This window comes from Pantoea sp. ME81 (genome assembly GCF_903970985.1).
GTDB lineage: Bacteria > Pseudomonadota > Gammaproteobacteria > Enterobacterales > Enterobacteriaceae > Pantoea > Pantoea communis.
In genome coordinates this window covers 1-24,994 of sequence record NZ_CAJCKS010000071.1, presented here as the reverse complement: position 1 = coordinate 24,994, position 24,994 = coordinate 1, and the positions used below count along the sequence as shown (strand labels likewise).

25 protein-coding genes and 1 tRNA gene are annotated in these 24,994 nt (G+C 52.8%); 14 read left to right on the top strand and 12 right to left on the bottom strand.

The annotated features are described in order from the left end of the window. The 5 genes from H7A81_RS14410 to rnt form a co-directional block, all read left to right on the top strand. On the top strand, positions 1 to 799 hold a 799-nt coding region (locus H7A81_RS14410), incomplete at its 5' end, for a sulfatase-like hydrolase/transferase (protein ID WP_182057858.1). Positions 800 to 838: 39 nt separating this feature from the next. Next, positions 839 to 1,435, top strand: a complete 597-nt coding sequence (locus tag H7A81_RS14405) for a TetR/AcrR family transcriptional regulator (protein ID WP_160834602.1) — start codon at positions 839 to 841, stop codon at positions 1,433 to 1,435. Between the two features lie 50 nt (positions 1,436 to 1,485). Beyond that, the gene (locus H7A81_RS14400) at positions 1,486 to 2,583 is read left to right on the top strand and encodes an alkene reductase (RefSeq protein WP_182057857.1); all 1,098 of its coding nucleotides are present in this window, start codon (positions 1,486 to 1,488) and stop codon (positions 2,581 to 2,583) included. Positions 2,584 to 2,692: 109 nt separating this feature from the next. After that, on the top strand, positions 2,693 to 3,100 hold the full coding sequence (gene gloA / locus H7A81_RS14395) for a lactoylglutathione lyase (RefSeq protein WP_034821634.1): 408 nt from the start codon (positions 2,693 to 2,695) through the stop codon (positions 3,098 to 3,100). Between the two features lie 108 nt (positions 3,101 to 3,208). Continuing rightward, positions 3,209 to 3,877, top strand: a complete 669-nt coding sequence (rnt, locus tag H7A81_RS14390; protein WP_045813980.1) for a ribonuclease T — start codon at positions 3,209 to 3,211, stop codon at positions 3,875 to 3,877. A gap of 82 nt (positions 3,878 to 3,959) precedes the next feature. Here rnt and H7A81_RS14385 read toward each other — a convergent pair whose 3' ends face one another. Beyond that, positions 3,960 to 4,295 (bottom strand): Grx4 family monothiol glutaredoxin, encoded by a 336-nt coding sequence (locus H7A81_RS14385; protein ID WP_176505800.1) that lies wholly within the window; start codon positions 4,293 to 4,295, stop codon positions 3,960 to 3,962. A 363-nt stretch (positions 4,296 to 4,658) separates the two neighbouring features. Between H7A81_RS14385 and H7A81_RS14380 the strand changes: the two genes are divergently transcribed. Then, a complete protein-coding gene (locus tag H7A81_RS14380) occupies positions 4,659 to 5,447 on the top strand; it encodes a C40 family peptidase (protein WP_182057856.1) in 789 nt (262 codons plus the stop codon). An 85-nt stretch (positions 5,448 to 5,532) separates the two neighbouring features. On the opposite strand, the gene H7A81_RS14375 is transcribed toward H7A81_RS14380, so the two are convergent. Beyond that, on the bottom strand, positions 5,533 to 5,622 hold the full coding sequence (locus H7A81_RS14375; RefSeq protein ID WP_097119278.1) for a YnhF family membrane protein: 90 nt from the start codon (positions 5,620 to 5,622) through the stop codon (positions 5,533 to 5,535). A 275-nt stretch (positions 5,623 to 5,897) separates the two neighbouring features. Here H7A81_RS14375 and purR point away from each other — a divergent pair, with 275 nt between their 5' ends. Then, on the top strand, positions 5,898 to 6,923 hold the full coding sequence (purR, locus tag H7A81_RS14370) for an HTH-type transcriptional repressor PurR (protein WP_166931607.1): 1,026 nt from the start codon (positions 5,898 to 5,900) through the stop codon (positions 6,921 to 6,923). Here purR and punR read toward each other — a convergent pair. Further along, positions 6,920 to 7,831 (bottom strand): DNA-binding transcriptional activator PunR, encoded by a 912-nt coding sequence (gene punR, locus H7A81_RS14365; protein ID WP_182057855.1) that lies wholly within the window; start codon positions 7,829 to 7,831, stop codon positions 6,920 to 6,922. The two genes, purR and punR, sit on opposite strands and share 4 nt — an antisense overlap. 108 nt (positions 7,832 to 7,939) lie before the next feature. On the opposite strand from punR, the gene punC reads away from it, so the two are divergent. Together punC and cfa are read left to right on the top strand one after the other, a co-directional pair. Beyond that, positions 7,940 to 9,142: a purine nucleoside transporter PunC gene (gene punC, locus H7A81_RS14360; protein ID WP_182057854.1), complete on the top strand. Its 1,203-nt coding sequence runs from the start codon at positions 7,940 to 7,942 to the stop codon at positions 9,140 to 9,142. A gap of 309 nt (positions 9,143 to 9,451) precedes the next feature. Next, positions 9,452 to 10,600 carry a cyclopropane fatty acyl phospholipid synthase gene (gene cfa / locus H7A81_RS14355; RefSeq protein WP_166931616.1) on the top strand — a complete coding sequence of 383 codons (1,149 nt, stop codon included), beginning with the start codon at positions 9,452 to 9,454 and terminating at the stop codon, positions 10,598 to 10,600. 48 nt (positions 10,601 to 10,648) lie between these two features. Here cfa and H7A81_RS14350 read toward each other — a convergent pair whose 3' ends face one another. Continuing rightward, positions 10,649 to 11,299: a riboflavin synthase gene (locus tag H7A81_RS14350; protein ID WP_034821656.1), complete on the bottom strand. Its 651-nt coding sequence runs from the start codon at positions 11,297 to 11,299 to the stop codon at positions 10,649 to 10,651. Between the two features lie 198 nt (positions 11,300 to 11,497). On the opposite strand from H7A81_RS14350, the gene H7A81_RS14345 reads away from it, so the two are divergent. The 4 genes from H7A81_RS14345 to H7A81_RS14330 all read left to right on the top strand — a co-directional run bounded on the left by H7A81_RS14345 (position 11,498) and on the right by H7A81_RS14330 (position 15,401). Beyond that, positions 11,498 to 12,871, top strand: a complete 1,374-nt coding sequence (locus tag H7A81_RS14345) for an MATE family efflux transporter (RefSeq protein WP_182057853.1) — start codon at positions 11,498 to 11,500, stop codon at positions 12,869 to 12,871. Positions 12,872 to 13,025: 154 nt separating this feature from the next. Continuing rightward, positions 13,026 to 13,102 (top strand) — tRNA-Val (locus H7A81_RS14340). A gap of 344 nt (positions 13,103 to 13,446) precedes the next feature. Further along, positions 13,447 to 14,859, top strand: a complete 1,413-nt coding sequence (gene pykF, locus H7A81_RS14335) for a pyruvate kinase PykF (RefSeq protein WP_034821670.1) — start codon at positions 13,447 to 13,449, stop codon at positions 14,857 to 14,859. 305 nt (positions 14,860 to 15,164) lie between these two features. Beyond that, positions 15,165 to 15,401 carry a major outer membrane lipoprotein gene (locus H7A81_RS14330; protein ID WP_007374746.1) on the top strand — a complete coding sequence of 79 codons (237 nt, stop codon included), beginning with the start codon at positions 15,165 to 15,167 and terminating at the stop codon, positions 15,399 to 15,401. Between the two features lie 69 nt (positions 15,402 to 15,470). Here H7A81_RS14330 and H7A81_RS14325 read toward each other — a convergent pair whose 3' ends face one another. From H7A81_RS14325 to sufA, 7 genes are all read right to left on the bottom strand, one after another. After that, complete coding sequence (locus H7A81_RS14325) at positions 15,471 to 16,508, bottom strand: L,D-transpeptidase family protein (protein WP_182057852.1); 1,038 nt, start codon at positions 16,506 to 16,508, stop codon at positions 15,471 to 15,473. A 61-nt stretch (positions 16,509 to 16,569) separates the two neighbouring features. Continuing rightward, positions 16,570 to 16,986 (bottom strand): cysteine desulfuration protein SufE, encoded by a 417-nt coding sequence (gene sufE / locus H7A81_RS14320; RefSeq protein ID WP_038647304.1) that lies wholly within the window; start codon positions 16,984 to 16,986, stop codon positions 16,570 to 16,572. 20 nt (positions 16,987 to 17,006) lie between these two features. After that, positions 17,007 to 18,230, bottom strand: a complete 1,224-nt coding sequence (gene sufS / locus H7A81_RS14315; protein ID WP_182057851.1) for a cysteine desulfurase SufS — start codon at positions 18,228 to 18,230, stop codon at positions 17,007 to 17,009. Continuing rightward, the gene (sufD, locus tag H7A81_RS14310) at positions 18,227 to 19,504 is read right to left on the bottom strand and encodes a Fe-S cluster assembly protein SufD (RefSeq protein ID WP_038647308.1); all 1,278 of its coding nucleotides are present in this window, start codon (positions 19,502 to 19,504) and stop codon (positions 18,227 to 18,229) included. The genes sufS and sufD overlap by 4 nt, the downstream gene beginning before the upstream one ends. Further along, positions 19,479 to 20,225: a Fe-S cluster assembly ATPase SufC gene (gene sufC, locus H7A81_RS14305; protein ID WP_182057850.1), complete on the bottom strand. Its 747-nt coding sequence runs from the start codon at positions 20,223 to 20,225 to the stop codon at positions 19,479 to 19,481. Before sufC ends, sufD begins: the two co-directional genes overlap by 26 nt. 39 nt (positions 20,226 to 20,264) lie before the next feature. Then, positions 20,265 to 21,758 (bottom strand): Fe-S cluster assembly protein SufB, encoded by a 1,494-nt coding sequence (gene sufB, locus H7A81_RS14300; protein ID WP_038647310.1) that lies wholly within the window; start codon positions 21,756 to 21,758, stop codon positions 20,265 to 20,267. 5 nt (positions 21,759 to 21,763) lie between these two features. After that, positions 21,764 to 22,138: a Fe-S cluster assembly scaffold SufA gene (sufA, locus tag H7A81_RS14295; protein ID WP_038647312.1), complete on the bottom strand. Its 375-nt coding sequence runs from the start codon at positions 22,136 to 22,138 to the stop codon at positions 21,764 to 21,766. 390 nt (positions 22,139 to 22,528) lie between these two features. Between sufA and H7A81_RS14290 the strand changes: the two genes are divergently transcribed. Continuing rightward, entirely contained in the window at positions 22,529 to 22,933 is a 405-nt protein-coding gene (locus H7A81_RS14290) for a hypothetical protein (protein WP_045813973.1), read from the top strand. A 30-nt stretch (positions 22,934 to 22,963) separates the two neighbouring features. Here the strand turns inward: H7A81_RS14290 and H7A81_RS14285 are convergent. After that, positions 22,964 to 24,994 (bottom strand): FAD-linked oxidase C-terminal domain-containing protein (locus tag H7A81_RS14285; RefSeq protein ID WP_182057849.1); only part of this gene is annotated, 2,031 nt, incomplete at its 5' end.

The window sequence follows — 24,994 nt, the reverse complement described above, 5'->3', positions numbered from 1 at the left end:
GACCGCCATTTCAGTGCCCTGTATGTTCTCCAACATGCCGCGAGAGCATTACGACGCCAACCTGGCGCATCATCAGGAAGGCGTGTTAGATATTCTCGCCCACGCCGGGGTCAGTGTGTTGTGGCGTGAAAACGATGGCGGCTGTAAAGGCGCCTGCGATCGCGTGCCGCACACCGATATGACGCAGTGGAATTTGTCGCAATATTGCCACGATGGTTTCTGTCTCGATGATGTTCTGCTGCATCGTTTTGATAACTATGTGGACAGTCTGCACAATGACGGGATTATCGTGTTACATCAAATGGGCAGCCACGGTCCAGCCTATTATCAGCGCTATCCGGCGGAATTCCGTCGCTTCACGCCAACCTGCGATAGCAACCAGATTCAGGATTGCGATCATCAGGCGTTGGTGAATACCTATGATAACTCTCTGTTGTACACCGACGATATGGTGAGCCGCACCATTGATAAACTCAAAGCTTTGAGCGATCGCTTCAACGTAGCGCTGGTCTATCTCTCAGACCACGGTGAATCACTGGGTGAACACGGTATGTATCTGCACGGTGCGCCTTATATGTTTGCGCCCTCACAGCAGACACATATCCCACTGTTGATGTGGATGTCACCAGGCTATGCGTCGGCGTTCCACATTAACGAGACCTGTTTACGCCAGCAGGCCGCGAGTGAGAAAGTGTCGCAAGACAATCTTTTCCATACGGTTTTGGGCATGTTCAACATCCAAACGCAAGAGTACCAACCGCAACTGGACATGATCAGATCGTGCCAAAATGCCGGATAAGGTTTGCATTAGACCGACTGGTCTAATACTGTGTGGCCCATGAACAAGACTGTGCAACGCAACGAAACCCGTGAACATCTGCTCGCTACTGGCGAGCAGGTTTGTCTGCAACGCGGTTTTACCGGCATGGGCCTGAGCGAAATGCTGGCGCTGGCGGAAGTGCCAAAAGGATCGTTTTACCACTACTTCCGCTCCAAAGAAGCTTTTGGCGTGGCGTTGCTGGAACGCTATTTCGTTAACTACCTGCAGCAGGTCGATCAGCAGTTAAATCAGCCGGGCTTGTCAGCGCGGGAACGTTTGCTGGCACACTTCCGCTATGGCGCCACGCTGTTTATCGAGCAAGGCCATATCGTGGGCTGTTTGGGTGTGAAGTTATCGGCGGAAGTCTGCGATTTATCAGAACCGATGCGTGATGCCTTGCAGCATGGTGCCAGTGCCATGATCGCGACTTATGCCCGCTGTTTGAGCGAAGTCGCCGCTGAACAGCCGCTGCCTTATGGACAAACGCCCGAGCAACTGGCACAGCGCTGTTACCTGTTGTGGTTAGGCGCCAGTTTGCAAAGCAAAATTTCGCGAGAGTCAGGCCCGATTACCCTGGCACTTGAAACCATTGAACAGTGGCTGAATGGCCACTGATTTTTAAAAACCGCAGTTTCTAGACGACCGGTCTACTTATAGGAGTCATCATGGCGAGTAAACAGCTGTTCTCCCCACTCAAAGTGGGCGCGATTACCGTACCTAACCGTGTATTTATGGCACCGCTGACGCGTCTGCGCAGCATTGAGCCGGGCGACATCCCAACCCCGCTGATGGCAGAATATTATCAGCAGCGCGCCAGCGCCGGTCTGATCATTACTGAAGCAACGCAGATCTCTTTCCAGGCGAAAGGTTATGCTGGTGCACCGGGTTTGCATACTCAGCAGCAAATTGCCGCGTGGAAAGTGATCAACGAAAGCATTCATGCGGCGAAAGGTCACAGCGCGGTGCAACTGTGGCACACCGGCCGTATCTCGCATAACAGCGTTCAGCCGGAAGGCAAAGCGCCTGTTGCACCTTCAGCTCTGGCTGCGGGCACGCGTACCTCATTGCGTGCTGAAGATGGCACTGTTTACCGTGAAGATACCTCCCTGCCGCGTGAATTGAGCGTGGCGGAAATTCAGCAGATCGTAAAAGATTTCGGTCAGGCGGCGGCAAACGCGCGTGAAGCCGATTTCGACCTGCTGGAGCTGCATTCTGCCCACGGCTACCTGATGCACCAGTTCCTGGCACCGGGTTCCAACCAGCGTACCGATGAATACGGTGGTTCGATTGAGAAACGCGGTCGATTCGCGCTGGAAGTGGTGGATGCGGCGATTGCTAACTGGTCTGCCGATCGTATCGGCATTCGTATCTCGCCAATCGGAGCCTTCCAGAATCTGGAAAATGGAGCCGATGAAGAAGCCGCTGCGCTGTGGTACATCTCCGAACTGGGCCAGCGTGGTCTCGCGTATCTGCACCTGTCTGAACCAGACTGGGCCGGTGGCCAGCCTTACAGCGATGCTTTCCGTGCAAAAGTGCGTGCGCTGTTCCCAGGCGTAATTATCGGTGCGGGTGCTTACAGCGTTGAGAAAGCTGACGACCTGATTGCACGTGGCTTGATTGATGCCGTGGCCTTTGGTCGCGACTTTATTGCTAACCCGGATCTGGTTGAGCGTCTGCAGCAAGAAGCACCGCTGAATCCACAGCGCCCGGAAAGCTTCTACGGCGGCGGCGCTGAAGGCTATACGGATTATCCAAGCCTGTAAGAATCAAGCTGCCGCACCGGATGTGCGGCAGTGCTGTTTCTTCAGGGCATTAACTGGCTATACTTGCTAGTCTTTGTCATTCCCTGATGACTTTTCAAAAGAGGATGTTATGCGTTTACTTCACACCATGTTACGCGTTGGCGATCTGCAACGTTCTATCGATTTTTATACCCGTGTGCTGGGCATGCGCGTACTGCGTCAGAGCGAAAACACCGAATACAAATACACCCTGGCTTTCGTGGGTTACACCGAAGAGAGTGAAGGCGCGGTGATCGAACTGACCTACAACTGGGGCGTGGACAAGTACGACCTCGGTAATGCTTATGGTCATATCGCGCTGGGCGTCGATAACGTCGCTGAGACCTGCGAGCGCATCCGCAGTGTCGGTGGCAACGTGACGCGTGAAGCCGGTCCGGTTAAAGGTGGCACCACCATTATTGCCTTTGTTGAAGATCCCGATGGCTACAAAATCGAGCTGATCGAAAACAAACACGCTGGTCACGGCCTCGGTCATTGATGCCGTTAGTCAGTCTGCTAATTTGCAGGCTGACTTCCCTCTCCTGCTGCACCCTCCTGTAATTTTTGCCATAATGCGCGCTGCCCCATTTCTTGCTATGAGATCCTGATGTCTGAATCGAACGCCTTAAACGCTCTTCATCAACGCTTCCGTGGTTTTTATCCTGTGGTTATTGACGTCGAAACCGCCGGCTTTAACGCGCAAACCGATGCACTGCTGGAAATTGCGGCCACCACGCTCAAGATGGATGAGGACGGTTGGTTACACCGTGATGAAACCCTGCACTTTCACGTTGAGCCGTTCGAAGGCGCGATCCTGAATCCTGCGGCGCTGGCGTTTACCGGTATCGATCCCTCCAACCCTTTACGCGGCGCGGTAAGCGAATACGAAGCGCTGCATGCTATCTTCAAGATGGTGCGCAAAGGCACCAAAGATCATGGCTGTAATCGCGCCATTATCGTGGCGCACAATGCGACTTTCGATTTGAACTTTGTGATGGCCGCCGCCGAACGCGCCAGCCTGAAGCGTAATCCCTTCCATCCTTTTGCGACCTTTGATACCGCGGCACTGAGCGGTTTGGTGTTGGGACAGACGGTGCTGGCAAAAGCCTGCAAAGCGGCGGGGATGGAGTTTGATAGCACGCAGGCGCACTCCGCGCTGTACGACACCGAGCAAACGGCCACGCTGTTCTGTGAGTTGGTGAATCGCTGGAAACGTTTGGGGGGCTGGCCACTGGCTTTCAGTGAAGAACAGACTGAAGACGATGCCTCTGCCTGATTGGCTGATTGGCTGATTGGCTGATTGGCTGATTGCCGGATGAGTACGCAAAGAAAAGGCCGACATGTGTCGGCCCTCGCAATTATTCCGCTTCTTTATACTTCTCAGCGGTTTCTTTCACCAGCGGCTGCAATTCGCCACGCTGGAACATCTCAACGATGATGTCGCAACCGCCGACCAGCTCGCCATCCACCCACAATTGCGGGAAAGTCGGCCAGTTGGCGTATTTTGGCAATTCTGCACGGATATCCGGGTTTTGCAGAATATCCACATACGCGAAGCGCTCACCACAGGCAGAAAGTGCCTGCACGGCCTGCGCAGAGAAACCACAGCTTGGCAGTTTCGGAGAACCTTTCATGTATAACAGAATCGGGTTTTCTGCGATCTGGCGCTGAATTTTTTCAACAGTACTCATTATTGCCTTCCTTAATCCTTCACTTCGTGTTTGTTTATTGTAGCGACTTCAGCCCCGCACTGAAAACGGGATTTTGCGTTACCGACTTGCTGATCGCCATGTTTGTTAAGTTCTGACTGCACAGATAACATTTTCCTATCATTAATAAGCATGAACAAATTAATAATTAGCAATAATTTCGCTGCGTTAAACAGCTGAAATCGCTCAATTTAGCGACATTATCTACCTGGTAACAGATTAATAGAAAAAGGCCTTACCTTTTGGAAAAAAAGTGGATTAGAATTGCTTCGGCGCTGATCGTTGATCAGATTTCTCTTACTCTGCCGCAGCCTGCTTTTTGCCAGACTGCTTAACCTGTACCGGACTATGCGTTTACTGATTACGCTTTTCATACTGGCTTTTGCGCAACTGTTTTTTAACGTGGCTTCTGCTTCGCAGCATGCCCCGATTAATGCCAGTTTGCATAACGCCGAGAAAAAAAGTGCGCGCGAAGATGAGCGCCGCAAGCGACGCCCGGTTAAAACAACGGCTAAAAAGTCTCGCCTGACGACTACCGTGCAGAAGCTAAAGCTGAAAAAACAGAGTAAGACCGAAACCGCCTTAAACAAATCCAGCCGCAAAAAATCCCTGCTGAAGTCGCCATTGAAAAAGTATGGCCATCAACGCCTCGCGAAAAAGTCCCCAGATGTGGACGATGAAGTTCAGGGACTCACTGGCATCAAGATGAGCAAATCCCACCGCCTGCGCTACCAAAAGGCACGCGAAACCGCGATGACGAAGTTGATGGGACAACTGGGCAAGCCTTACCAGTGGGGTGGCACCTCACCCCATACCGGTTTCGATTGCAGTGGTTTGGTCTGGTATGCCTATAAAGATCTCGTCAAATACAAATTCCCACGCACGGCGAATGAGATGTATCACCTGCACGATGCCGCGCCCATTAAGCGTGAGATGCTGGAGAAAGGGGATTTGGTATTCTTCCGCATCAATAATCGCGGGACTGCCGATCATGTGGGCGTTTACCTCGGCAACGGTAAATTTATTCAGTCACCCCGCACCGGTAAAGACATTCAGATTAGCGCATTGGGCGAAGACTACTGGCAGAAACACTATGTCGGTGCGCGCCGTATGATGACTCCAAAAACTATTCGCTAATTGTTGCGCAACATCCTGTGGCTCTCGCCACAAAAAAAGCCGGACGCTTAATCAGTGCCGGCTTTTTTTATTGATGCGCTTTGAATTAATGAAGAATGGCGGTGAAGCTAAACGCAATAATCATCAACAGTGCGCCAACCGTGGTCATTAGCGCCAGCTTTAAATCTGTACTCATCACTACTCCTTAGTCACACATTTATTAGGGTTAAAACAATTTTCGCACAGCGGTGGGCAAAAATCTCGTCTTATCCGCGCTGGCTTGCTAGAATCGCCGCCTTTCGTTGCGCAACTGATTTTGCGCATGCTGTATTTACAGCCTGCTGAAGTGATTTTCCCTGCCTGAAACGGCAGATTTGCCCCCCCATTTTAGGGCGTAAAACCCTTCGCAGACGCAAACGTTTAACAATATACTTATCAGTAAGTTGCGATAAGCCGGGGAGTACCTTTTTCATGGCAACAATTAAAGATGTAGCGAAACGCGCGGGTGTATCTACCACCACCGTTTCGCATGTCATCAACAAAACGCGTTTTGTTGCAGAGGAAACGCGTAACGCCGTATGGGAAGCGATTAAAGAGCTGCACTATTCGCCGAGCGCCGTTGCGCGTAGTTTGAAAGTGAATCACACCAAAACGCTGGGACTGTTAGCCACTTCCAGCGAAGCGCCCTACTTTGCCGAAATTATCGAAGCGGTTGAGAACCACTGTTTCGAACGCGGCTATACCTTGATTCTGGGCAACGCACATAACGATTTGCAAAAGCAGCGCGCTTACCTGTCGATGATGGCGCAAAAGCGTGTGGATGGTCTGTTAGTCATGTGCTCAGAGTATCCTGACGATTTGCTGCAGATGCTGGAAGAGAACCGCAACATTCCGATGGTCGTGATGGACTGGGGCGCCTCTCGCGGCGACTTCACCGATACCGTACAGGATAACGCCTTCCAGGGGGGTTACCTGGCTGGACGCTACCTTATCGAGCGCGGTCACCGAGATATCGGTGCGATTCCGGGTCAAATGGAGCGCAACACCGGCGGCGGGCGCCATGCGGGCTTCCTGCAGGCGATGAGCGAAGGCGGTGTGACCGTGCGGCCGGAATGGGTTGTTCAGGGCGACTTCGAGCCAGAATCGGGTTATCAGGCGATGCAGCAGATCCTTAATCAGAAACAGCGTCCGACCGCCGTGTTCTGCGGGGGCGATATCATGGCGATGGGCGCGATCTGTGCCGCCGATGAGATGGGACTGCGCGTGCCGCAGGACATCTCCGTGATTGGCTATGATAACGTGCGCAACGCGCGCTACTTCACCCCTGCGCTCACCACAGTTCACCAGCCGAAAGCGGAGTTGGGCAAAAAAGCGCTGGAAATGCTGCTGGATCGCATCACCAGCAAACGTGAAGAGCCGCAAACCATTGAGGTCCAGCCAACACTGATTGAGCGTCGCTCCGTGGCGGACGGTCCATTCCGTGATTACCGCCGTTAAAGCTGATTTTCGCTGAGCCACTCGTGGTTCAGCGTTTCAGCATCGCCAAGATAGGCGAGTAACCACTCCAGCGCGGGTGACGCACGCTGTTCTGACCAACTGACGCAGCAGGGACTTTCCGGAAACGGCTGCGGCAGTGATAGCTCCACCAGCGCGCCACTGTCGAGTAAAGGTCGCGCGAGGTGGCCCGGCACCATGCCCACGCACAATCCCGCCTGCAAACAATCCATCCCTGTTTCCCACTCTGGCACCACTAAACGCCGCTGATTATCCAATGTCCAGGTCATGCGTCGTGGTAATGCGCGAGAGGTATCTTCCAGTACCAGCGATGGCCAGGCACGCAGCGCTTCTTCGTTGAGATCGGCACTCGCGGCCAGAGGATGCTCAGGACTGACCACACAACGCCAGTTTAGAGCACCCATATCCTGAAAGGCAAAACGTCCACCCACCGGGATCGCCTGGGTGGCGCCAATCGCCACATCTACCCGCCCGTCCGCTAAGGCATCCCATACACCGTTAAATACCTCGTAGCTGATGATCAATTCCATATCCGGGAAATGACGGTAAAAATCCTTTACCAGTTGTCGGGTACGCTGGGGTTTTACAATGCAATCCACGGCAATACTGAGCTGTCCGCGCCAGCCATTCGCCAGTTGCTGGCATTGCCTGCGGGTTGCCAGCATTTTTTTGATAACAGATCGCCCTTCCCGCACAAAATGCTCGCCCGCCGGGGTTAACACCACCTCACGGTGCTGACGTTCAAACAACGGCACGGCCAGCCAGGTTTCCAGCTGGCGCACCGTATAGCTGACGGCAGAGGGCACGCGATGCAACTCCAGCGCCGCTGCGCTGAAACTGCCATTGCGCGCGACGGCGTCCACTACTTCCAGCGCATACTCAGACCACATACTTTTGCCTTCAAAAATTTTAACAGCACTGCGCAAATATTAGCGTTTCACAAAGAATGACGCACTCTTTTACACTCCCCGACGTTCAATCTGCCAATGAGAATTACTATGTTGTCGTCAAAAGGATTTATGCCCTATCTTGCCGTGCTCAGCATGCTCGGCTTCCTCGCTACGGATATGTATCTGCCTGCTTTTGGCGATATGCAGCGTGACTTCGCCACCGCGCCGGGCACCATCAGCGCCAGCCTCAGTCTATTTCTCGGTGGTTTTGCCTGCGCCCAGGTATTCTGGGGACCGTTGTCAGATCGCTTTGGACGTAAACCCATTTTATTGGCAGGTTTGACGATTTTTGCCCTGGGTTGCCTGGGGATGTTATGGGTGACGGACGTCAATATGATGCTGGCGCTGCGCTTTGTGCAGGCGGTTGGCGTGTGCGCCGCCGCGGTCAGCTGGCAGGCACTGGTGGTCGATCGCTACCCCAAAGCCCAGGCCAATAAAGTTTTTGCTACCATAATGCCACTGGTTGCCCTTTCTCCTGCGCTGGCACCTTTGTTAGGTGCATGGCTGATGGGCCATTTCCACTGGCGTAGTATCTTTGTCGTGCTGACGATCATTGCCGTGCTGCTGGTCATCGGCACGCTGCAGCTTGCTGCGCCTAAAAAAGCCCAAGCAGATAATGCTCCGCAACCCGGCTGGCTGAATCTGCTCTCCACGCGTGTCTACAGCGGCAACGTGCTGATCTACTCTGCCTGTTCTGCCAGTTTCTTTGCCTGGCTAACCGGTTCGCCGTTTATCCTGGCGTCTGCGGGTTTAACTCCCGCCGATATTGGTCTGAGCTATATTCCGCAAACCATCGCATTTTTGATTGGTGGCTTTGGTTGCCGCGCGATGCTGAGCCGATATCAAGGATCGCAACTGCTGCCGTGGCTGTTGGTGCTTTACAGCCTGAGCATATTAAGTCTGTTTGTCGTCGCGATGCTGCCTGCGCCTTCGTTGATTGCTCTGTTGCTGCCTTTCTGTGGCATGGCACTGGCCAATGGCGCCATTTACCCGATTGTGGTTTCCAGCGCATTAGCGCCTTTTCCGCACGCCACGGGCAAAGCCGCAGGTTTGCAAAATCTGCTGCAACTGGGTTTGTGCTTTATCGCCAGCCTGTTGGTCTCTGCCGGATTACAACAGGCGCTCTATAACACCACACTGGTGATGGTCGCCACTGTGGTGCTGGCCTGGGCTGGCTTCATCTGGCAACGCAGCTTAAACGCACAAAGTGATATTGCTCACACCTCCCGTCCCTGCGAAGATAATCACTGATGCAACGATTATCGTTAGCAAACTAACGATAACTCGTTGAATATTGACCCACGTGAGCATATACTCAGTGGGTCAGCATTTCTGCAACAAATCAATAACATAATTGCATTAATTTTAAGCGACTCTGTCGCTGGGATGGCGTCTGCACGATCTTCCTCTCCTGATTGGTGCCAGACATTTCTATTCAGATTCATACCTCTGTAAAACGTCGGATATCTGGCGCACGGATTTTCCGTGAGATCTCTCACAGGCCTTAGGAAATTGACTATTATTTCCACAGGTTCAAATCGGAAGGGTGATGGAGAAGCTATGAGTTCATCGTGTATAGAAGAAGTGAGCCTTGAAGAAAACCACTGGTTTCGCATCGTCAACGAATTACTGGAACGCGCTGATGTTGCAGTCAATGGCACACGCCCCTGGGATATTCAGGTCAAGCATCCGGATTTTTTTAAACGTGTTTTGCAGGAAGGATCGCTAGGTCTGGGTGAAAGTTATATGGATGGCTGGTGGGATTGCGAACAATTGGATGTCTTTTTCCATCGCGTTCTGCTACAGCATCTGGATAAACAACTCCCGCGTCATTTTAAAGATACCTTGCGTATTGCGGCCGCGCGTTTAACCAATTTACAGTCTAAGAAACGCGCCTGGATTGTCGGGAAAGAACATTACGATCTCGGTAATGATCTTTTTTCACTGATGCTCGACCCCTTTATGCAGTACTCCTGCGGTTACTGGAAAGACGCTGAAACACTGGAACAGGCTCAGTATGCCAAGCTGGATATGATCTGCCGTAAATTGCAGCTTGAGCCCGGCATGACGTTGCTGGATATCGGCTGCGGCTGGGGCGGACTGGCTGAATTTGCCGCGCGCAATTATGGCGTCAAAGTGCATGGCGTCACCATCTCGGCTGAGCAGCAGAAGTTAGCCCAGCAGCGCTGTGAAGGGCTGGACGTGACTATTTTGCTGCAGGATTACCGTGATTTGAATTTGCAGTTCGATCGCATTGTATCCGTCGGCATGTTCGAACACGTGGGGCCGAAAAACTATGCCACTTATTTTGACGTTGCCGATCGCAATCTCAAACCAGACGGCATATTTTTACTGCACACCATTGGTGCCATCACCACCGATATGAATGTGGATCCCTGGATTGATAAATATATCTTCCCCAACGGGTGTTTACCGTCTGTGCGTCAAATTGCTGATGCCAGCGAGAAGCATTTTATTATGGAAGACTGGCATAATTTTGGTGCGGATTATGACACCACCCTGATGGCATGGCATGAACGATTCCAGAAGACCTGGCCGCAATTGGAAGAAAAATACGGCGATCGCTTCAAACGGATGTTTAGTTATTATCTCAATGCTTGCGCCGGCGCTTTCCGCGCGCGTGACATCCAATTGTGGCAGGTGGTATTCAGTCGCGGTAAAGAAGGTGGTTTACGCGTTGCACGGTAATCAAGGATAAGAATTTAAAAAGGCGCCGCAGCGCCTTTTTTTATTGGATTACTCAGCGTCTGCGGCTTGCGCCAGCGCGATAGCCGCGGCTTCACGTTGGGCCAAAACGCGTTCCACTGTCTCGACAATCGCCTGAGTATGGGGATCGATCTCAATGTTCACTTTGTGCCCCAGTTTTTTCGCACCCAGCGTGGTGCGCTCCAGGGTTTCCGGAATCAGGTGCACACAGAATTTGCTTTTAGTGACGTCACCCACGGTCAGGCTGATGCCATCGATACCGACGAAACCTTTATGCAGGATATATTTGATCTGAGAAGCATCCTGTAATTTAAACCACACTTCACGGTTATTTTCAGACTGGATGATTTTGCAGATTTCTGCCGTGGTCATAATATGGCCAGACATTAAATGTCCGCCAATTTCGTCACTGAACTTCGCCGCGCGCTCAATATTCACCACATCGCCCACCGCTAATTCACCCAGGTTGGTAATGCGTAGGGTTTCTTTGATAAGGTCGAAGCTCACGCGATCGCCCTCAATCGCCGTCACCGTCAGGCAGCAGCCGTTGTGCGCCACCGAGGCGCCCAACGCTAATCCCGGTAAAAGTTCTTCCGGCAGACGTACGATATGGGTACGAAACAACTCTTTTTCTTCTACGGCGATAATTTCGGCCGTGCCCTGCACAATTCCAGTAAACATACTCTCAGCCTCTGCGAAGTTTGTGTCAGTTTATCACAGCTTGAGCAGCGCGGTTTAATTTGCCGGAGTTCAAACTTTACACAATTAACTTAACAAAATGCGATCAAAGTTTGGTGGAACGCAGCGCTACCGCTACACTAGCCGCGCATTCTTTGGGGATATCTCCCCTCTTCTCTTCTTAATTTAAGCAGGTGTTACGTGCAGAAGTATTTAACAGAAGCGCGTCAATTGCTGGCCCTCGCGATCCCGGTCATCCTTGCTCAGGTGGCTCAGACGGCGATGGGTTTTGTGGATACCATTATGGCCGGTGCGGTGAGCGCCACGGATATGGCCGCCGTTGCTGTCGGCACCTCTATCTGGCTTCCCGCCATTCTGTTTGGTCATGGTCTTCTGCTGGCGTTGACGCCCACCGTTGCGCAATTCAACGGTTCAGGACGCCGCGAACGCATCGCGGAACAAGTGCGTCAGGGTTACTGGCTGGCACTGGCCGTCGCATTGCTGATCATGGTGGTGTTGTGGAATGCCGGCTATTTGATTCATGCCATGCACGATATCGATCCGCAACTGGCGGCTAAAGCCGAAGGCTATCTCCATGCATTACTGTGGGGTGCGCCCGGCTACCTGTTCTTCCAGGTGGCGCGTAATCAGTGCGAAGGTTTATCAAAAACCAAGCCAGCCATGCTGCTAGGCTTTTTAGGTTTACTGGTTAACATTCCCCTGAACTACGTCTTCATTTATGGTCATTTCGGTATGCCCGCACTCGGGGGCGTAGGCTGTGGTGTCGCCACCGCTTCGGTTTACTGGGTGATGTTTATGGTGATGCGTTTCTGGCTGAAACGCATGGCAAGCATGCGCGATATTCACATGAACAGCCGCTGGTCACCACCCTCACGCGTCATCTTGTCTCGGCTGTTTACCCTCGGGTTACCGGTGGCGCTGGCACTGTTCTTTGAGGTCACCTTGTTTGCGGTGGTGGCACTGCTGGTTTCGCCATTGGGGATCGTCAAAGTCGCGGGTCATCAGATTGCGCTCAATTTCAGTTCGCTGATGTTCGTTCTGCCACTGTCACTCGGTGTCGCGACCACCATCCGCGTCGGCTATCGTCTTGGGCAGGGCTCAACGGAACAGGCGCGCGTGGCGGCATGGACGGGACAAGGTGTCGGTATCAGCATGGCCACTATCACAGCGATCTTCACCATCACCTTCCGTGAACATATCGCCGCACTGTATACCGCCAATCCAGAAGTGATTACGCTGGCCGCCCAGCTGATGCTGCTCGCTGCCATCTATCAGTTCTCAGATTCCATTCAGGTCATTGGTAGCGGGATTCTTCGCGGCTACAAAGATACGCGCTCCATCTTCTTTATCACCCTGATTGCCTATTGGGTACTGGGTTTACCGGTGGGTTATATTCTGGCGCTGACCGACTGGGTGGTACCGCAACTTGGTCCAGCAGGATTCTGGTGCGGATTTATTGTCGGCCTGACGTCTGCTGCCGTGATGATGATTTGGCGTATTCTTCGGTTGCAACGTTTGCCGGCGCAGATAATTTTGGCGCGCGCGGCCCGCTAAGTCGCTGAACAGGCCGTTATTTGCCCCCGCAATGCCTAAAAAAACAGCGGGTCGCACAGATGCTGGTCAGTCGTCATGGAAAATCATTTTTTCCCTTGCCAGCATCGCGGCCTGCCGTTAATATTCGTCCCCGCTGTCGCCCTGACAGCATGTTGCGCTCTTAGCTCAGTTGGTTAGAGCACCACCTTGACATGGTGGGGGTCGATGGTTCGAGTCCATTAGAGCGCACCACTCTTAGTTTTACCTCCCTTTGCGCAACACCCCTTTCCTTGATCTGTATCGTTTTCTCTCTCAGCTTTTATATTGGTTTTCGCATACTTAGCGTCTATACTATGCCGCGTTGTCCACCTGAAAGGTTTCAGCGCTAACGTGCCTATGCAAACAACTCAAATGATTTGCGCAACACTGCTCTGCCAGTTCCCTCGCGTACTGCATAACTTCTCTGCACGCTTAGCCTCTGTCACCTATTCTTACTCCTGTACGATCCAAACCAACACCATACACATTTTCACTTCGCTGCCAAACGCCGCGAATCCCGACCTCTATCATCCATCACAACTTACAGAAAACCTGACATGAAAAAGACCAAGATTGTTTGTACTATCGGTCCGAAAACCGAATCTGAAGAGATGCTGACTCAACTGCTGGAAGCGGGCATGAACGTCATGCGCCTGAACTTCTCACACGGGGATTATGCCGAACATGGTCAGCGCATCACTAACATGCGTGCCGTCATGGAAAAAACCGGTCGTCAGGCCGCGATTCTGCTGGACACCAAAGGTCCTGAAATTCGTACCATGAAACTGGAAGGCGGCAACGATGTTTCATTAAAAGCCGGCCAGACTTTCACTTTCACCACCGATCAGTCAGTGATTGGTAACAGCGAACGTGTTGCTGTGACCTATGCAGGCTTCACCGAAGACCTGAAAATCGGCAACACTGTGTTGGTCGATGATGGCCTGATTGGCATGCAGGTTACTGAAGTCACAGAAAACACGGTCGTTTGTAACGTGCTGAACAACGGCGACCTGGGCGAAAACAAAGGCGTTAACCTGCCAGGCGTTTCTATCCAGTTGCCAGCGCTGGCTGAAAAAGACAAACGTGACCTGATCTTCGGTTGCGAGCAAGGCGTTGATTTCGTCGCGGCTTCCTTTATCCGTAAACGTTCAGATGTGCTGGAAATCCGCGAGCACCTGAAAGCCCACGGCGGCGAGCACATCCAGATCATCTCTAAAATCGAAAACCAGGAAGGCCTGAACAACTTCGACGAGATTCTGGAAGCCTCTGACGGCATCATGGTTGCACGTGGTGACCTGGGTGTTGAGATCCCGGTTGAAGAAGTGATCTTCGCGCAGAAGATGATGATCAAGAAATGTAACAAAGCACGCAAAGTGGTCATTACCGCGACGCAGATGCTGGATTCGATGATCAAGAACCCGCGCCCTACCCGCGCGGAAGCAGGCGACGTGGCGAACGCCATCCTCGATGGTACTGATGCAGTAATGCTGTCGGGTGAAAGTGCTAAGGGTCGTTACCCGCTGGAATCTGTGACCATCATGGCCACTATCTGTGAGCGTACCGACCGCGTAATGAAATCACGCATCGGTGAGCTGCAGGATTCACGCAAACTGCGCATCACCGAAGCGGTTTGCCGTGGCGCAGTGGAAACAGCAGAAAAGCTGGAAGCCCCTGTAATTGTGGTGGCGACCGAAGGCGGTAAGTCAGCTAAAGCGATTCGTAAGTACTTCCCGGATGCCACCATTCTGGCGCTGACCACCAATGCGACCACCGCACGTCAGCTGATTCTGAGCAAAGGTGTGGAGACGCGTCTGGTGACTGAAATTGCCTCAACGGATGATTTCTACCGTATTGGCAAGGAAATGGCGCTGGAAAGTGGCTACGCACAGAAAGGCGACGTTGTGGTGATGGTATCAGGTGCACTGGTTCCAAGTGGCACGACCAACACCGCTTCAGTCCACGTACTCTGATTTTTGCCTGAAGTTTTATTTAAAAGCGCCTTTACGGGGCGCTTTTTTTATTCTTGCGCTAATACAAAATCCAGATTTTTCCAATCGATAATAACTATTCAATATCCCGCACAATTAAGGTTAGTCCGATTAAATCTCTCTGTTTTAGCTAAATATTTTCATCATCTTCTGCGAAACGCTGCTTCTTTGAGCGAACGATCAAATTTAAGCATGTTCTCATCAAAAATTTATTCTCAACTCAAAAAGCTTTGTGTAATACTTGTAACGCTACATGGAGATTAACTCAATTCTAGAGGGTATTAATAATGAATCGTACTAAACTGGTACTGGGCGCGGTAATTCTGGGTTCAACTCTGCTGGCTGGTTGCTCAAGCAACGCTAAAATCGACCAGCTGTCTTCAGACGTTCAGACTCTGAACGCTAAAGTTGACCAGCTGAGCAACGACGTGAACGCAATCCGTTCTGACGTTCAGGCTGCTAAAGATGACGCAGCTCGCGCTAACCAGCGTCTGGACAACCAGGCTCACTCTTACCGTAAGTAAGAGTTCTGGTTTGAAAAATGGTGCCCATGTGGCACCATTTTTTTTGTCCTGATTTTGGTCCTTCCTGAATCAAGGTTTAGCGCCGCTCTCACCCATTGCCTGGCTAATGGTCGCTTGTCCTGCCCCAGCGCCACTCTGCTGTGTTTGCAGCACATCCGGCAACACCGTGTCCTGCGTGACGGGTTCGCCGCTGCTCACCAGTACAGGCATCCCTGAACGACGCGCCATCGCCTCTTTGATCAGTGCGGTATCACTCTTCTGACTATTGATAAATGCCTTAGATTTCGCAGTCAACGCAATTGGCATGGTTTGCGGATCGTCCTTCTCATTGCGCGACAACGGCTGATGCACCTCAACGTAACGCTTGCCATCCGGTTCCACCGCATACTTGATCGGCTCGTTAACGATCTGCACTCTCGTTCCCTTTGGCACGCTGTTGAACAGCGCTTCGATATCATCCGGACGCAAACGAATACAGCCTGAGCTCACACGCATCCCAATACCGAAATCGGCGTTGGTGCCGTGAATCAAATACTGGCCGGTACCGTGCGCCAGACGCATCGCAAACAAGCCCATCGGGTTGTCTGGCCCGGCCGGAACGACACCCGGTAAGGTGATGCCCTCTTTCGCGTAGCGTTTGCGGATATTGACGGTAGGCGTCCAGGTGGGATTGGGGATTTTCTGGCTGATGCTGGTGACCATACTTGGTGTCGCGGCGCCCAACTGGCCAATACCGATCGGATACACCACCACGCGATTCTCCCCTTTCGGATAATAGTAGAGACGTAGTTCCGCAAGGTTGATGACGATACCTTCACGGGGTGCATCAGGCAGCAGCATTTGTAATGGAACAGTCAGTTGCGTCCCCGCTTTGGGCAGCCAGGGATCGACGCCAGGATTGGCCTCCAGCATGCCGAGCATCCCAATCTTATAATGCGCTGCAATGCTCTCTAAGGGCCGTTTGTCGTCAGGGACAGTGGTCAGGGTATTCTCGCCAATTAAACGGCTGTTATCGGCTGGCAGGGGATATTCCGTTGCAAATGCAGGTGCAGAAAGTCCGAAGCAGGACAACAGCAATGCACCGGCTAAACGTAACGCTGGTTTCATGCAATTTTCTCTTTGTCGGATGGAACAGACCCCGGTCATGCCGGGGTCTGGAGAGTGTAACTTAGCTGAGGCTTTGAGCGTTATGACGGATCGCGCGAATCATCGCTTCCAATCCTTGAGAACGTGTAGGAGTGAGGTGTTGAGTCAACTCTAATTCTGCGAACCAATGACCGACATCCAGCGCGAGAATCTCCTGCGCTTGCAAGCCCTGATAGAGGCTAAATACTACCGCAATCAAACCTTTAACAATGGCGGCATCACTGTCGCCTTCAAAGGCGATGGTGCCATCAGCTTGTGGGGTCATGCGGATCCACACCTGACTCTGACAACCCGAAATCACATACTCTGGCTGCTGTAAGCTTTCAGAGGATTCTGGTAATTTCGCACCGAGTTCAATGATGTAGAGATACTTCTCTTCCCAGTTTGCGCAACGGTTAAAGTTGCGCACCAGCTTCTCTTTTTCTGGCAAATTCGCCATGGATAACTCCTGAAATCTGCTCAACCGCCCAGCAGACGATGAATACGCGTCAAACCTGCTGCCAGGCGATCGGCTTCTTCTTCACTGTTATACAGCGCAAATGAGGCACGACACATTGCGGGCACCGCATAGTGGCGCATCAGAGGCATAGCGCAATGATGTCCGGTGCGGATGGCAATGCCGTATTGATCGAGGAAACTCCCGACGTCAAAGGCATGATGCTTACCAAGGTTGAATGCCACCACGCCACTGCGTTGTGCCGGACCGTAGATAATCAGGTCGGGTACCGATGCGAGCTTATCTAATGCGTAACGCATCAGAGAGGTCTCACGTTCGTTGATGACATCCAATCCCAGCTCACTGATCCAGTTCAGCGCCGCGCCTAAGCCGATAATGCCACCGGTATTCGGTGTGCCAGCTTCAAAACGCCATGGCGTGCTGTTCCAGGTGGTGCCGGTTGGCAGCATCACCTGATCGATCATCGAACCACCGCCTTCCCAGGGTGGCATGATCTCCTGTAGCGCTTTACGCGCATACAACACGCCGATACCGGTCGGGCCATAAATTTTATGGCCAGAGAAGACGTAGAAATCGCAATCGATATCCTGCACATCCACTTTGTGATGCATCACCGCCTGCGCACCGTCCACCAGCGTGACAACACCCGCGGCTTTCGCCTGCGCCACGATGGCTTTCACCGGATTGACTGTACCGAGCACGTTAGAAACGTGCGTCACTGCCAGCAGGCGCGTGCGGCTATCAATCAGCCCGCTCAGCTGCTCAACAGCCAGTTCGCCCTGCTCGTTAAGCGGCAGAACGCGAATTTCAGCCCCGGTGCGCTGCGCCACCATCTGCCACGGCACGATATTAGCGTGGTGCTCCATCTCAGTGATGATGATGTTATCGCCCGATTGCAGCTGACTGCCGCCCCAGCTGTTGGCCACCAGATTGATGCCTTCAGTGGTGCCCTTGACGAAGATAATCTCTTCGGGCGATGCCGCATTGAGAAAACGCGAGGCTTGGGTGCGCACGTTTTCCATATCGGTGGTGGCTTGCGCACTCAGCGAGTGAATGCCACGGTGCACGGCTGCATAGCCGTGCTGGTAAAAATAACTTTCCGCATTGATGACCGCGAGCGGGCGCTGAGCGCTGGCCGCGCTATCAAGGTAGGCCAGCGGATGTCCGTTGACCTCACGTTTCAGAATCGGAAATTCCGCTCTGATTCGTTCGAGATCGAAAGTCATAACTCAACTCCAGGGAAACGCGCACTAATGCGTTCCAGCACCAGCTGGCGCAGCGGTTCTTCTTCCAGCAGTTCGGTCAATTCAGCCGCGAACGCATGGATAATCATCTGCTGTGCGGCATCTTCAGGGATACCACGCGAGCGCAGATAGAACATCTGCTCATCGTCGATACGGCCGATGGTCGCACCATGGCTACACTTCACGTCATCCGCATAGATTTCCAGCTGCGGCTTGGTATCCACTTCCGCCAGGCGACCGAGCAACAGGTTGTTGTTGGTCATCTGTCCGTCGGTTTTCAGTGCATGCTTCGCCACTTTAATGTGACCGTTGAAAATCGAACGGCCTTTATCGCGCGAGATGGTTTTGTGCAGCTGACGACTCAGGCAGTAGCCTTTGTTGTGTTCAAGATAGCTGCGGGTATCCGCCACTTCTGCGTTGATCGGCAGCACCAGACTGTTCAGTGACAGCTGGGTGTTTTCACCGTTGAGCTGCACGCTGGTGTTGTGACGAGACAAGCCAGCACCCAGCAGGAAGCTGGTGCTGCTGACCTGTGCATCACGACCAATGACGATGTCATTGTGTGCAAAGTGATAGCTACTGCTCTCTTCGAACGCCAGCTTGATGTGTTTCAGCTGGGCATTGTCGGCGACAGCAAAGGTAAAGCGTGCACCGGTAAAGTGGGCCGCACCGTTCAGCGTCACGTAATGCTCAATCACTTCAGCTTCGGCGCTCTGCTCCAGCTCAAGATGATGGCGGTGATGAACGGTGTTCAGCGCATCGGCTTTGCCGCTGGTGATGTGCAGTAAATACAGCGGACGTGCCGCCGATTTGCCGCGCGCCAGACGAATGGAAGTCACTTCTTCCGCCAGGCTTTCGGTGAGATGCAGGAACACTTCTGGCTGCACCGCAGCCGGCAACGGGCGGCGTTCAGCCGCACGGCTGTGCTGCACGTCAAACAGATCGGTGTCGCGCGCGCTCAGCTCAGGCTGGAAGCGGCCATCAACAAACACCAGACGCACCGCATCCACCGGTAGCGCCAGCTCAGCAACCTGTTCCGCCGTCACGGTCTGCGCTTCTGGCAACACGAACTGGTTGGCGAACAGGCCATCCAGCGCGGTGTATTTCCAGTTTTCATGCTTACGGGTCGGCAAGCCGACACGCATTAATTGCTGCCAGTGCTGCTGTGCCTGCAGAGAACGCACCTCACCGCGCGATTCAAACAGGTGATGCCACTGTTGCAGGGCGTTATCACTCTTCGTCGGTAAGCCAGCCATAGCCTTGCTCCTCCAGCTGTTTAACCAGCGAGAAATCGCCAGACTTAACGATTTTGCCCTGATACAGCACGTGCACGTGATCTGGCTTGATGTAATCCAGGATGCGCTGGTAGTGGGTCACGATAATGAATGAACGCTTACCGTCACGCAGGCTGTTGACGCCTTCAGCGACGATTTTCAGCGCATCGATATCCAGACCGGAGTCGGTTTCATCCAGGATGCACAGTTCTGGCTCAAGAGCAGCCATCTGCAGAATGTCGTTACGCTTCTTCTCACCACCGGAGAAGCCGACGTTCACTGAACGGGTCAGCAGATCTTCAGGCATCTTCAGCAGTTTAATTTTGTCTTCGATGAAGTCCTGGAAATCAAAACGATCCAGCTCTTCCTGCTCACGGTATTTGCGCACCGCATTCACAGAGGTCTGCAGGAAGAATTGGTTGCTGACGCCCGGAATTTCAACCGGATACTGGAACGCCATGAAGATGCCTTCGCCCGCGCGCTCTTCTGGCTCCAGCTCAAGCAGGTCTTTGCCATTGAAGCTGACAGAACCACCGGTCACTTCGTAATCTTCACGACCTGCCAGCGTTGCAGACAGGGTACTTTTACCTGAGCCGTTAGGGCCCATGATGGCGTGGACTTCGCCTGGTTTCACTTCAAGGTTCAGACCGCGCAAAATCTCTTTGTCTTCAACGCTAACCTGTAAATCTTTAATGCTTAACATACTCTTTCCTTCACATTGCTTCCGGCAACGCGTGTGGCATCAGCCCACACTGTGCTCAAGGCTGATAGCCAACAGTTTTTGCGCTTCCACGGCGAATTCCAGTGGCAGCTCGGAGAAAACGTCTTTGCAGAAGCCGTTGACGATCATTGAGATCGCATCTTCTTCGCTAATGCCGCGCTGCAGGCAGTAGAACATCTGGTCTTCACCAATACGCGAGGTCGTGGCTTCATGTTCCAGCTGTGCCGTGTTGTTGCGCGTTTCCACATACGGGAAGGTGTGCGCACCGCATTCGGCACCAATCAGCATCGAGTCACACTGGGTGAAGTTACGCGCGTTGGTCGCGGTTGGCATGATTTTCACCAGACCACGATAGGTGTTCTCACTCTTACCGGCGGAGATCCCTTTCGAGATGATGGTCGACTTGGTGTTCTTACCAATGTGGATCATCTTGGTGCCGGTATCCGCCTGCTGACGGCCGCTGGTCAGCGCCACGGAGTAGAACTCACCCACGGAATAGTCACCGCGCAAAATGCAGCTTGGGTATTTCCAGGTGATGGCTGAACCGGTCTCAGACTGCGTCCAGGACATCTTGCTGTGGTCACCTTCACACAGCGCACGCTTGGTCACGAAGTTGAGGATACCGCCCTCGCCTTCACCGCCCGGGAACCAGTTCTGTACGGTGGAATATTTCACTTCGGCATTTTTGTGGATGATCACTTCAACCACGGCGGCGTGCAGCTGGTAGGTGTCACGCACCGGCGCTGAGCAGCCTTCGATATAGCTGACATAGCTGTCTTCATCGGCGATCAGAATGGTACGTTCGAACTGACCGGTTTTCGCCGCGTTGATACGGAAATAAGTCGACAGCTCCATCGGGCAACGCACGCCCTTAGGGATGTAGACAAAAGTCCCGTCTGAGGCCACAGCAGAGTTCAATGCCGCGAAGAAGTTATCGTTGTGGGGAACCACAGTACCGAGATACTTCTGCACCAGCTCTGGATGATCGTGAATCGCTTCGCCGAATGAGCAGAAGATAATGCCTTGCTCAGCCAGTTTGTCACGGTAGGTGGTGGAAACGGATACGGAGTCAAAAATCGCATCAACCGCGACTTCACGTCCTTCACGTACCGGAACACCCAACTGATTGAAAGCGTCTTCCACTTCTTTGGTCAGGTAATCGCTTGACGCGACGCTGCCAGAGGTTTGCTTCGCACCCGGTTCAGACGCGCAGCTATCATCACAGTTGCCGCAAGACGGCGCGGAATAGTAGCTGTAGTCCTGATAATCGAGTGAGGCGTAGTTAGCTTTCAACCAGTGTGGCTCTTCCATCTCTAACCAGGCACGGAAAGCCTTGAGGCGGAATTCCAGCATCCACTCAGGTTCGTTACGTTTGGCCGAAATCGCACGCACCACATCTTCATTGATGCCGTGTGCCAATTCGTCGGTTTGCAACTGGGTAAAGAAGCCTTCTTTATAATTCAGGCTACCTTCCCACGTTTGTACATCGTCAGATGCTTCGCTGTGTCGTGACATTTTACTTACTCGACGCCAAAGCTCTCACCGCACCCGCAGGCGTGCTGAGCTTTAGGGTTGTTGAATTTAAAAATCTGGTTCAGGCCTTCACGGACATAATCCAGTTCGGTACCGTCAACAAACGGCATAGCCTGAAGAGGCACAAATAATTTTGCGCCGAATTGCTCAAACGTCAGGTCGTCATCGGCTGGCTCTTTTGTCAGATCCATAACGTACCCAAAACCGGCACAGCCGGACTGCTTCACACCCAATCTAAGGCCCTTAACTTCAGGATCCGCCTCAACCAGGTTAAGAATCTGTTTCGCTGCCGATTCGGTCAGCGTAAGCCCTTTCCAGACGAAATCGTCGGGTGAAAAGGAAGCTGCATTTACTGATGACATAGTGCTACCTCGTAAGTCTGGGCCTTTTCAGGCTATCCCCCTATGGTAGTGATATCAGATACCACTTCAACCTCTTGTTTTGCAGGGATAATCATCTCGTGCTGTTTTTTACTGTTGCTTTATTAAGCATAGTCTCTTCAATCGAGCTTGTGAGCGGCATTCCCGTGCGCGCCACACCCGCGTAACCCGTTAAAATGACGTAAAATTTAGAAATTCAACTTTACGACATCGTCATGATTGATAGGTTACGCCTTTCTTCAATGTAAAGAGATTGTTATTGCCGATTTTAGTAACAGGCAAAGGAAATCAATAAAATTTCATTGCGGGAATTGCATTCCTGACGCGGTTGAATATGATAATGATTATCATTAACCCATTTAAGGTAGCGACATGACGCTTACCGTCTCAGCCTGGTTACAACACAAAATCGATGAATATAAGTTTTCAGTGCGTGATATCACCGTCGACTTCTACATGGCTCAGGCTAAGCTCAACCGCACCGATTGTACTATTGACCAACTGCGTCGCTTTAACGACACCTGTCTCGACATGGCAGAAATCTGCGAGCTTAACGGCGACGACCAAAGCTATCTGCATGCCATGGGCAAGCTCCATCACCGCTTAGTGCAGGAGATGGGCAATGCCGATCGCGACCGTTTATTCCGTATTCAGGCCTATCAACTGGCGCGCCTGTCGTTGACTCGTTTGTGTCATCAACTGGCGCTCAGCGGCGAGTGGGATAAAGCCACCAGCCTGCAGAGTGATTTCGTCCGTCACGCAGGCTGGATATTCTAATCCAGCTTTGTGACGACTCCTACAATTTGTTTACATCATTTCCAGTAATGCCTGCAGCGGATGGCGCATGCCATTGCCCTCGGCGCGTTTAACCTGGCTGCGACAGGAGAAACCTGTCGCCAGACAACGCTGACGTGGCAGTTTCTGTAACTGTGGATGCCACGAGAGTTCGTAGATGCCGAGCGAATTTTCGAGGTTCTTGCTCTCATGTCCGTACGTCCCCGCCATACCGCAACACCCGACGTTGACGTTCTCCAGCTTCGCACCGAAACGCGCAAAGATGTCCTGCCATTGATTCGGCGTTGAGGGCAGCGCAGTGACTTCAGTGCAGTGTGCAAACAGATACCAGGCCTCGCCGCTGGCAGTCTGCACCGCGCGCGCATCAAGGGCTTGCTGCAACCATTCGTGGACCAGTTGCACCTTGAACTCACCGCGCTGCTCACCCAGCACTTCCTGATATTCATCGCGATAACACAGCACCGTTGCAGGATCGACCCCAACCATCGGCATCCCCAATTGGGCGACACGATTAAGAAACTCGGCGGTTTTGCCGGCTGTGCGCGCAAAGCGCTGCAGGAAACCCTTCACATGCTGCGCTTTACCGTTTGGTGAGAAAGGTAACAACACCGGACGATAGCCCAGCTTTTCAATCAATTTGACGAAATCGGTCACCAGCTGCGCTTCGTAATAGCTGGTGAACGGATCCTGCACCACCAGCACACAATTTTCACGTTGCGCACTATCCATCGCTTCAAGCTGTTCCAGCGTCAGGCTCATCGCCGGGTGCCCACCGAGCTGCTGTTTCAGGCTTGGAGAGGAGAGCAATGGCAGATCGACCATACCAATGTGGGTTTTACTCAGATCGCGCACCCACGGCTGCTTGAGGAAGAAGTTGAACACCTTTGGCGCTTTGGCCATCAAAGGCGCATAACTCTCAACGGTGGCCACCAGATGATCGCTCATCGGACGCAAATAGCGCGTGTGATAAAGCTGCAGGAAGCGCGAGCGGAAGCCCGGTACATCAATCTTAATCGGGCACTGCGTCGAACAGGCTTTGCAGGCTAAACAGCCTGACATTGCCTCTTTCACTTCATGAGAAAAGTCATACTCGCCCTGCTTCGCGTGCCAGGAGTTACGCGTGCGTTGGATCAGTGTGCGCAGGCTGGCACCCTGTGTCGGCAGCGCCTGTTCCAGCTGCGAGGGATCAACGCCCTGCTCTGACAGCAAACGCAACCATTCACGCGTTAGCGTCGCGCGTCCTTTCGGCGAATGGATACGGTTGCGGGTAATCTTCATCGACGGGCACATCGGGCTGCGCGCATCAAAGTTGAAGCATAAGCCGTTGCCGTTGCACTCCATGGCGCCGCGCCAGTCAGTGCGCACCGTGACCGGAATCTGACGATCGTAAGTGCCGCGTTTCACCGCATCCACCTGCATCATCGGCTCGTTGCTGCCCAGCGGGGTGCAAATCTTGCCGGGGTTCAGGCGATTATCAGGATCGAAGGCGGCTTTAATTGCGCGCAGTTCGTTGAACAGCGTCTCGCCAAAAAATTCCGGGCTGTACTGCGCGCGGAATCCTTTACCGTGTTCACCCCACAGTAATCCGCCGTAGCGTGCGGTCAGCGCCACCACTTCGTCGGAGATTTGCTTCATCAGCATCTCTTGCTGCGGATCGCACATGTCGAGCGCAGGACGCACGTGCAGCACACCGGCGTCCACATGGCCAAACATGCCGTAACTCAGGCCATGGCTATCGAGCAAGGCGCGGAAATCGACGATGTAATCCGCCAGTTGTTCTGGCGGAACTGCCGTGTCTTCCACAAACGGAATCGGCTTCGCGCGCCCTTTGGCGTTACCCAGCAAGCCCACCGCTTTTTTGCGCATATTATAGATGCGCTCAATACCGCCTAAATCATTACACAGTTGATAGCCGATCACACCGCCCTGCTGCTGCGCCATCAGCTCATCCAGTCGACCGCACAGGCTGTTGACCTGCTGTTCAATCAATTCGCCGTTGTCACCGGCAAATTCAACAATATTCAGGCCGAGCATTTCCTTGTC

What these genes read in the sequence shown, in the direction of transcription:
- H7A81_RS14405 (WP_160834602.1), top strand. Translation starts at nt 839, where the DNA reads ATGAACAAGACTGTGCAACGCAACGAAACCCGTGAACATCTGCTCGCT.
- H7A81_RS14400 (WP_182057857.1), top strand. Translation starts at nt 1,486, where the DNA reads ATGGCGAGTAAACAGCTGTTCTCCCCACTCAAAGTGGGCGCGATTACC.
- gloA (WP_034821634.1), top strand. Translation starts at nt 2,693, where the DNA reads ATGCGTTTACTTCACACCATGTTACGCGTTGGCGATCTGCAACGTTCT.
- rnt (WP_045813980.1), top strand. Translation starts at nt 3,209, where the DNA reads ATGTCTGAATCGAACGCCTTAAACGCTCTTCATCAACGCTTCCGTGGT.
- H7A81_RS14380 (WP_182057856.1), top strand. Translation starts at nt 4,659, where the DNA reads ATGCGTTTACTGATTACGCTTTTCATACTGGCTTTTGCGCAACTGTTT.
- H7A81_RS14375 (WP_097119278.1), bottom strand. Translation starts at nt 5,622, where the DNA reads ATGAGTACAGATTTAAAGCTGGCGCTAATGACCACGGTTGGCGCACTG.
- purR (WP_166931607.1), top strand. Translation starts at nt 5,898, where the DNA reads ATGGCAACAATTAAAGATGTAGCGAAACGCGCGGGTGTATCTACCACC.
- punR (WP_182057855.1), bottom strand. Translation starts at nt 7,831, where the DNA reads ATGTGGTCTGAGTATGCGCTGGAAGTAGTGGACGCCGTCGCGCGCAAT.
- punC (WP_182057854.1), top strand. Translation starts at nt 7,940, where the DNA reads ATGTTGTCGTCAAAAGGATTTATGCCCTATCTTGCCGTGCTCAGCATG.
- cfa (WP_166931616.1), top strand. Translation starts at nt 9,452, where the DNA reads ATGAGTTCATCGTGTATAGAAGAAGTGAGCCTTGAAGAAAACCACTGG.
- H7A81_RS14350 (WP_034821656.1), bottom strand. Translation starts at nt 11,299, where the DNA reads ATGTTTACTGGAATTGTGCAGGGCACGGCCGAAATTATCGCCGTAGAA.
- pykF (WP_034821670.1), top strand. Translation starts at nt 13,447, where the DNA reads ATGAAAAAGACCAAGATTGTTTGTACTATCGGTCCGAAAACCGAATCT.
- H7A81_RS14330 (WP_007374746.1), top strand. Translation starts at nt 15,165, where the DNA reads ATGAATCGTACTAAACTGGTACTGGGCGCGGTAATTCTGGGTTCAACT.
- H7A81_RS14325 (WP_182057852.1), bottom strand. Translation starts at nt 16,508, where the DNA reads ATGAAACCAGCGTTACGTTTAGCCGGTGCATTGCTGTTGTCCTGCTTC.
- sufE (WP_038647304.1), bottom strand. Translation starts at nt 16,986, where the DNA reads ATGGCGAATTTGCCAGAAAAAGAGAAGCTGGTGCGCAACTTTAACCGT.
- sufS (WP_182057851.1), bottom strand. Translation starts at nt 18,230, where the DNA reads ATGACTTTCGATCTCGAACGAATCAGAGCGGAATTTCCGATTCTGAAA.
- sufD (WP_038647308.1), bottom strand. Translation starts at nt 19,504, where the DNA reads ATGGCTGGCTTACCGACGAAGAGTGATAACGCCCTGCAACAGTGGCAT.
- sufC (WP_182057850.1), bottom strand. Translation starts at nt 20,225, where the DNA reads ATGTTAAGCATTAAAGATTTACAGGTTAGCGTTGAAGACAAAGAGATT.
- sufB (WP_038647310.1), bottom strand. Translation starts at nt 21,758, where the DNA reads ATGTCACGACACAGCGAAGCATCTGACGATGTACAAACGTGGGAAGGT.
- sufA (WP_038647312.1), bottom strand. Translation starts at nt 22,138, where the DNA reads ATGTCATCAGTAAATGCAGCTTCCTTTTCACCCGACGATTTCGTCTGG.
- H7A81_RS14290 (WP_045813973.1), top strand. Translation starts at nt 22,529, where the DNA reads ATGACGCTTACCGTCTCAGCCTGGTTACAACACAAAATCGATGAATAT.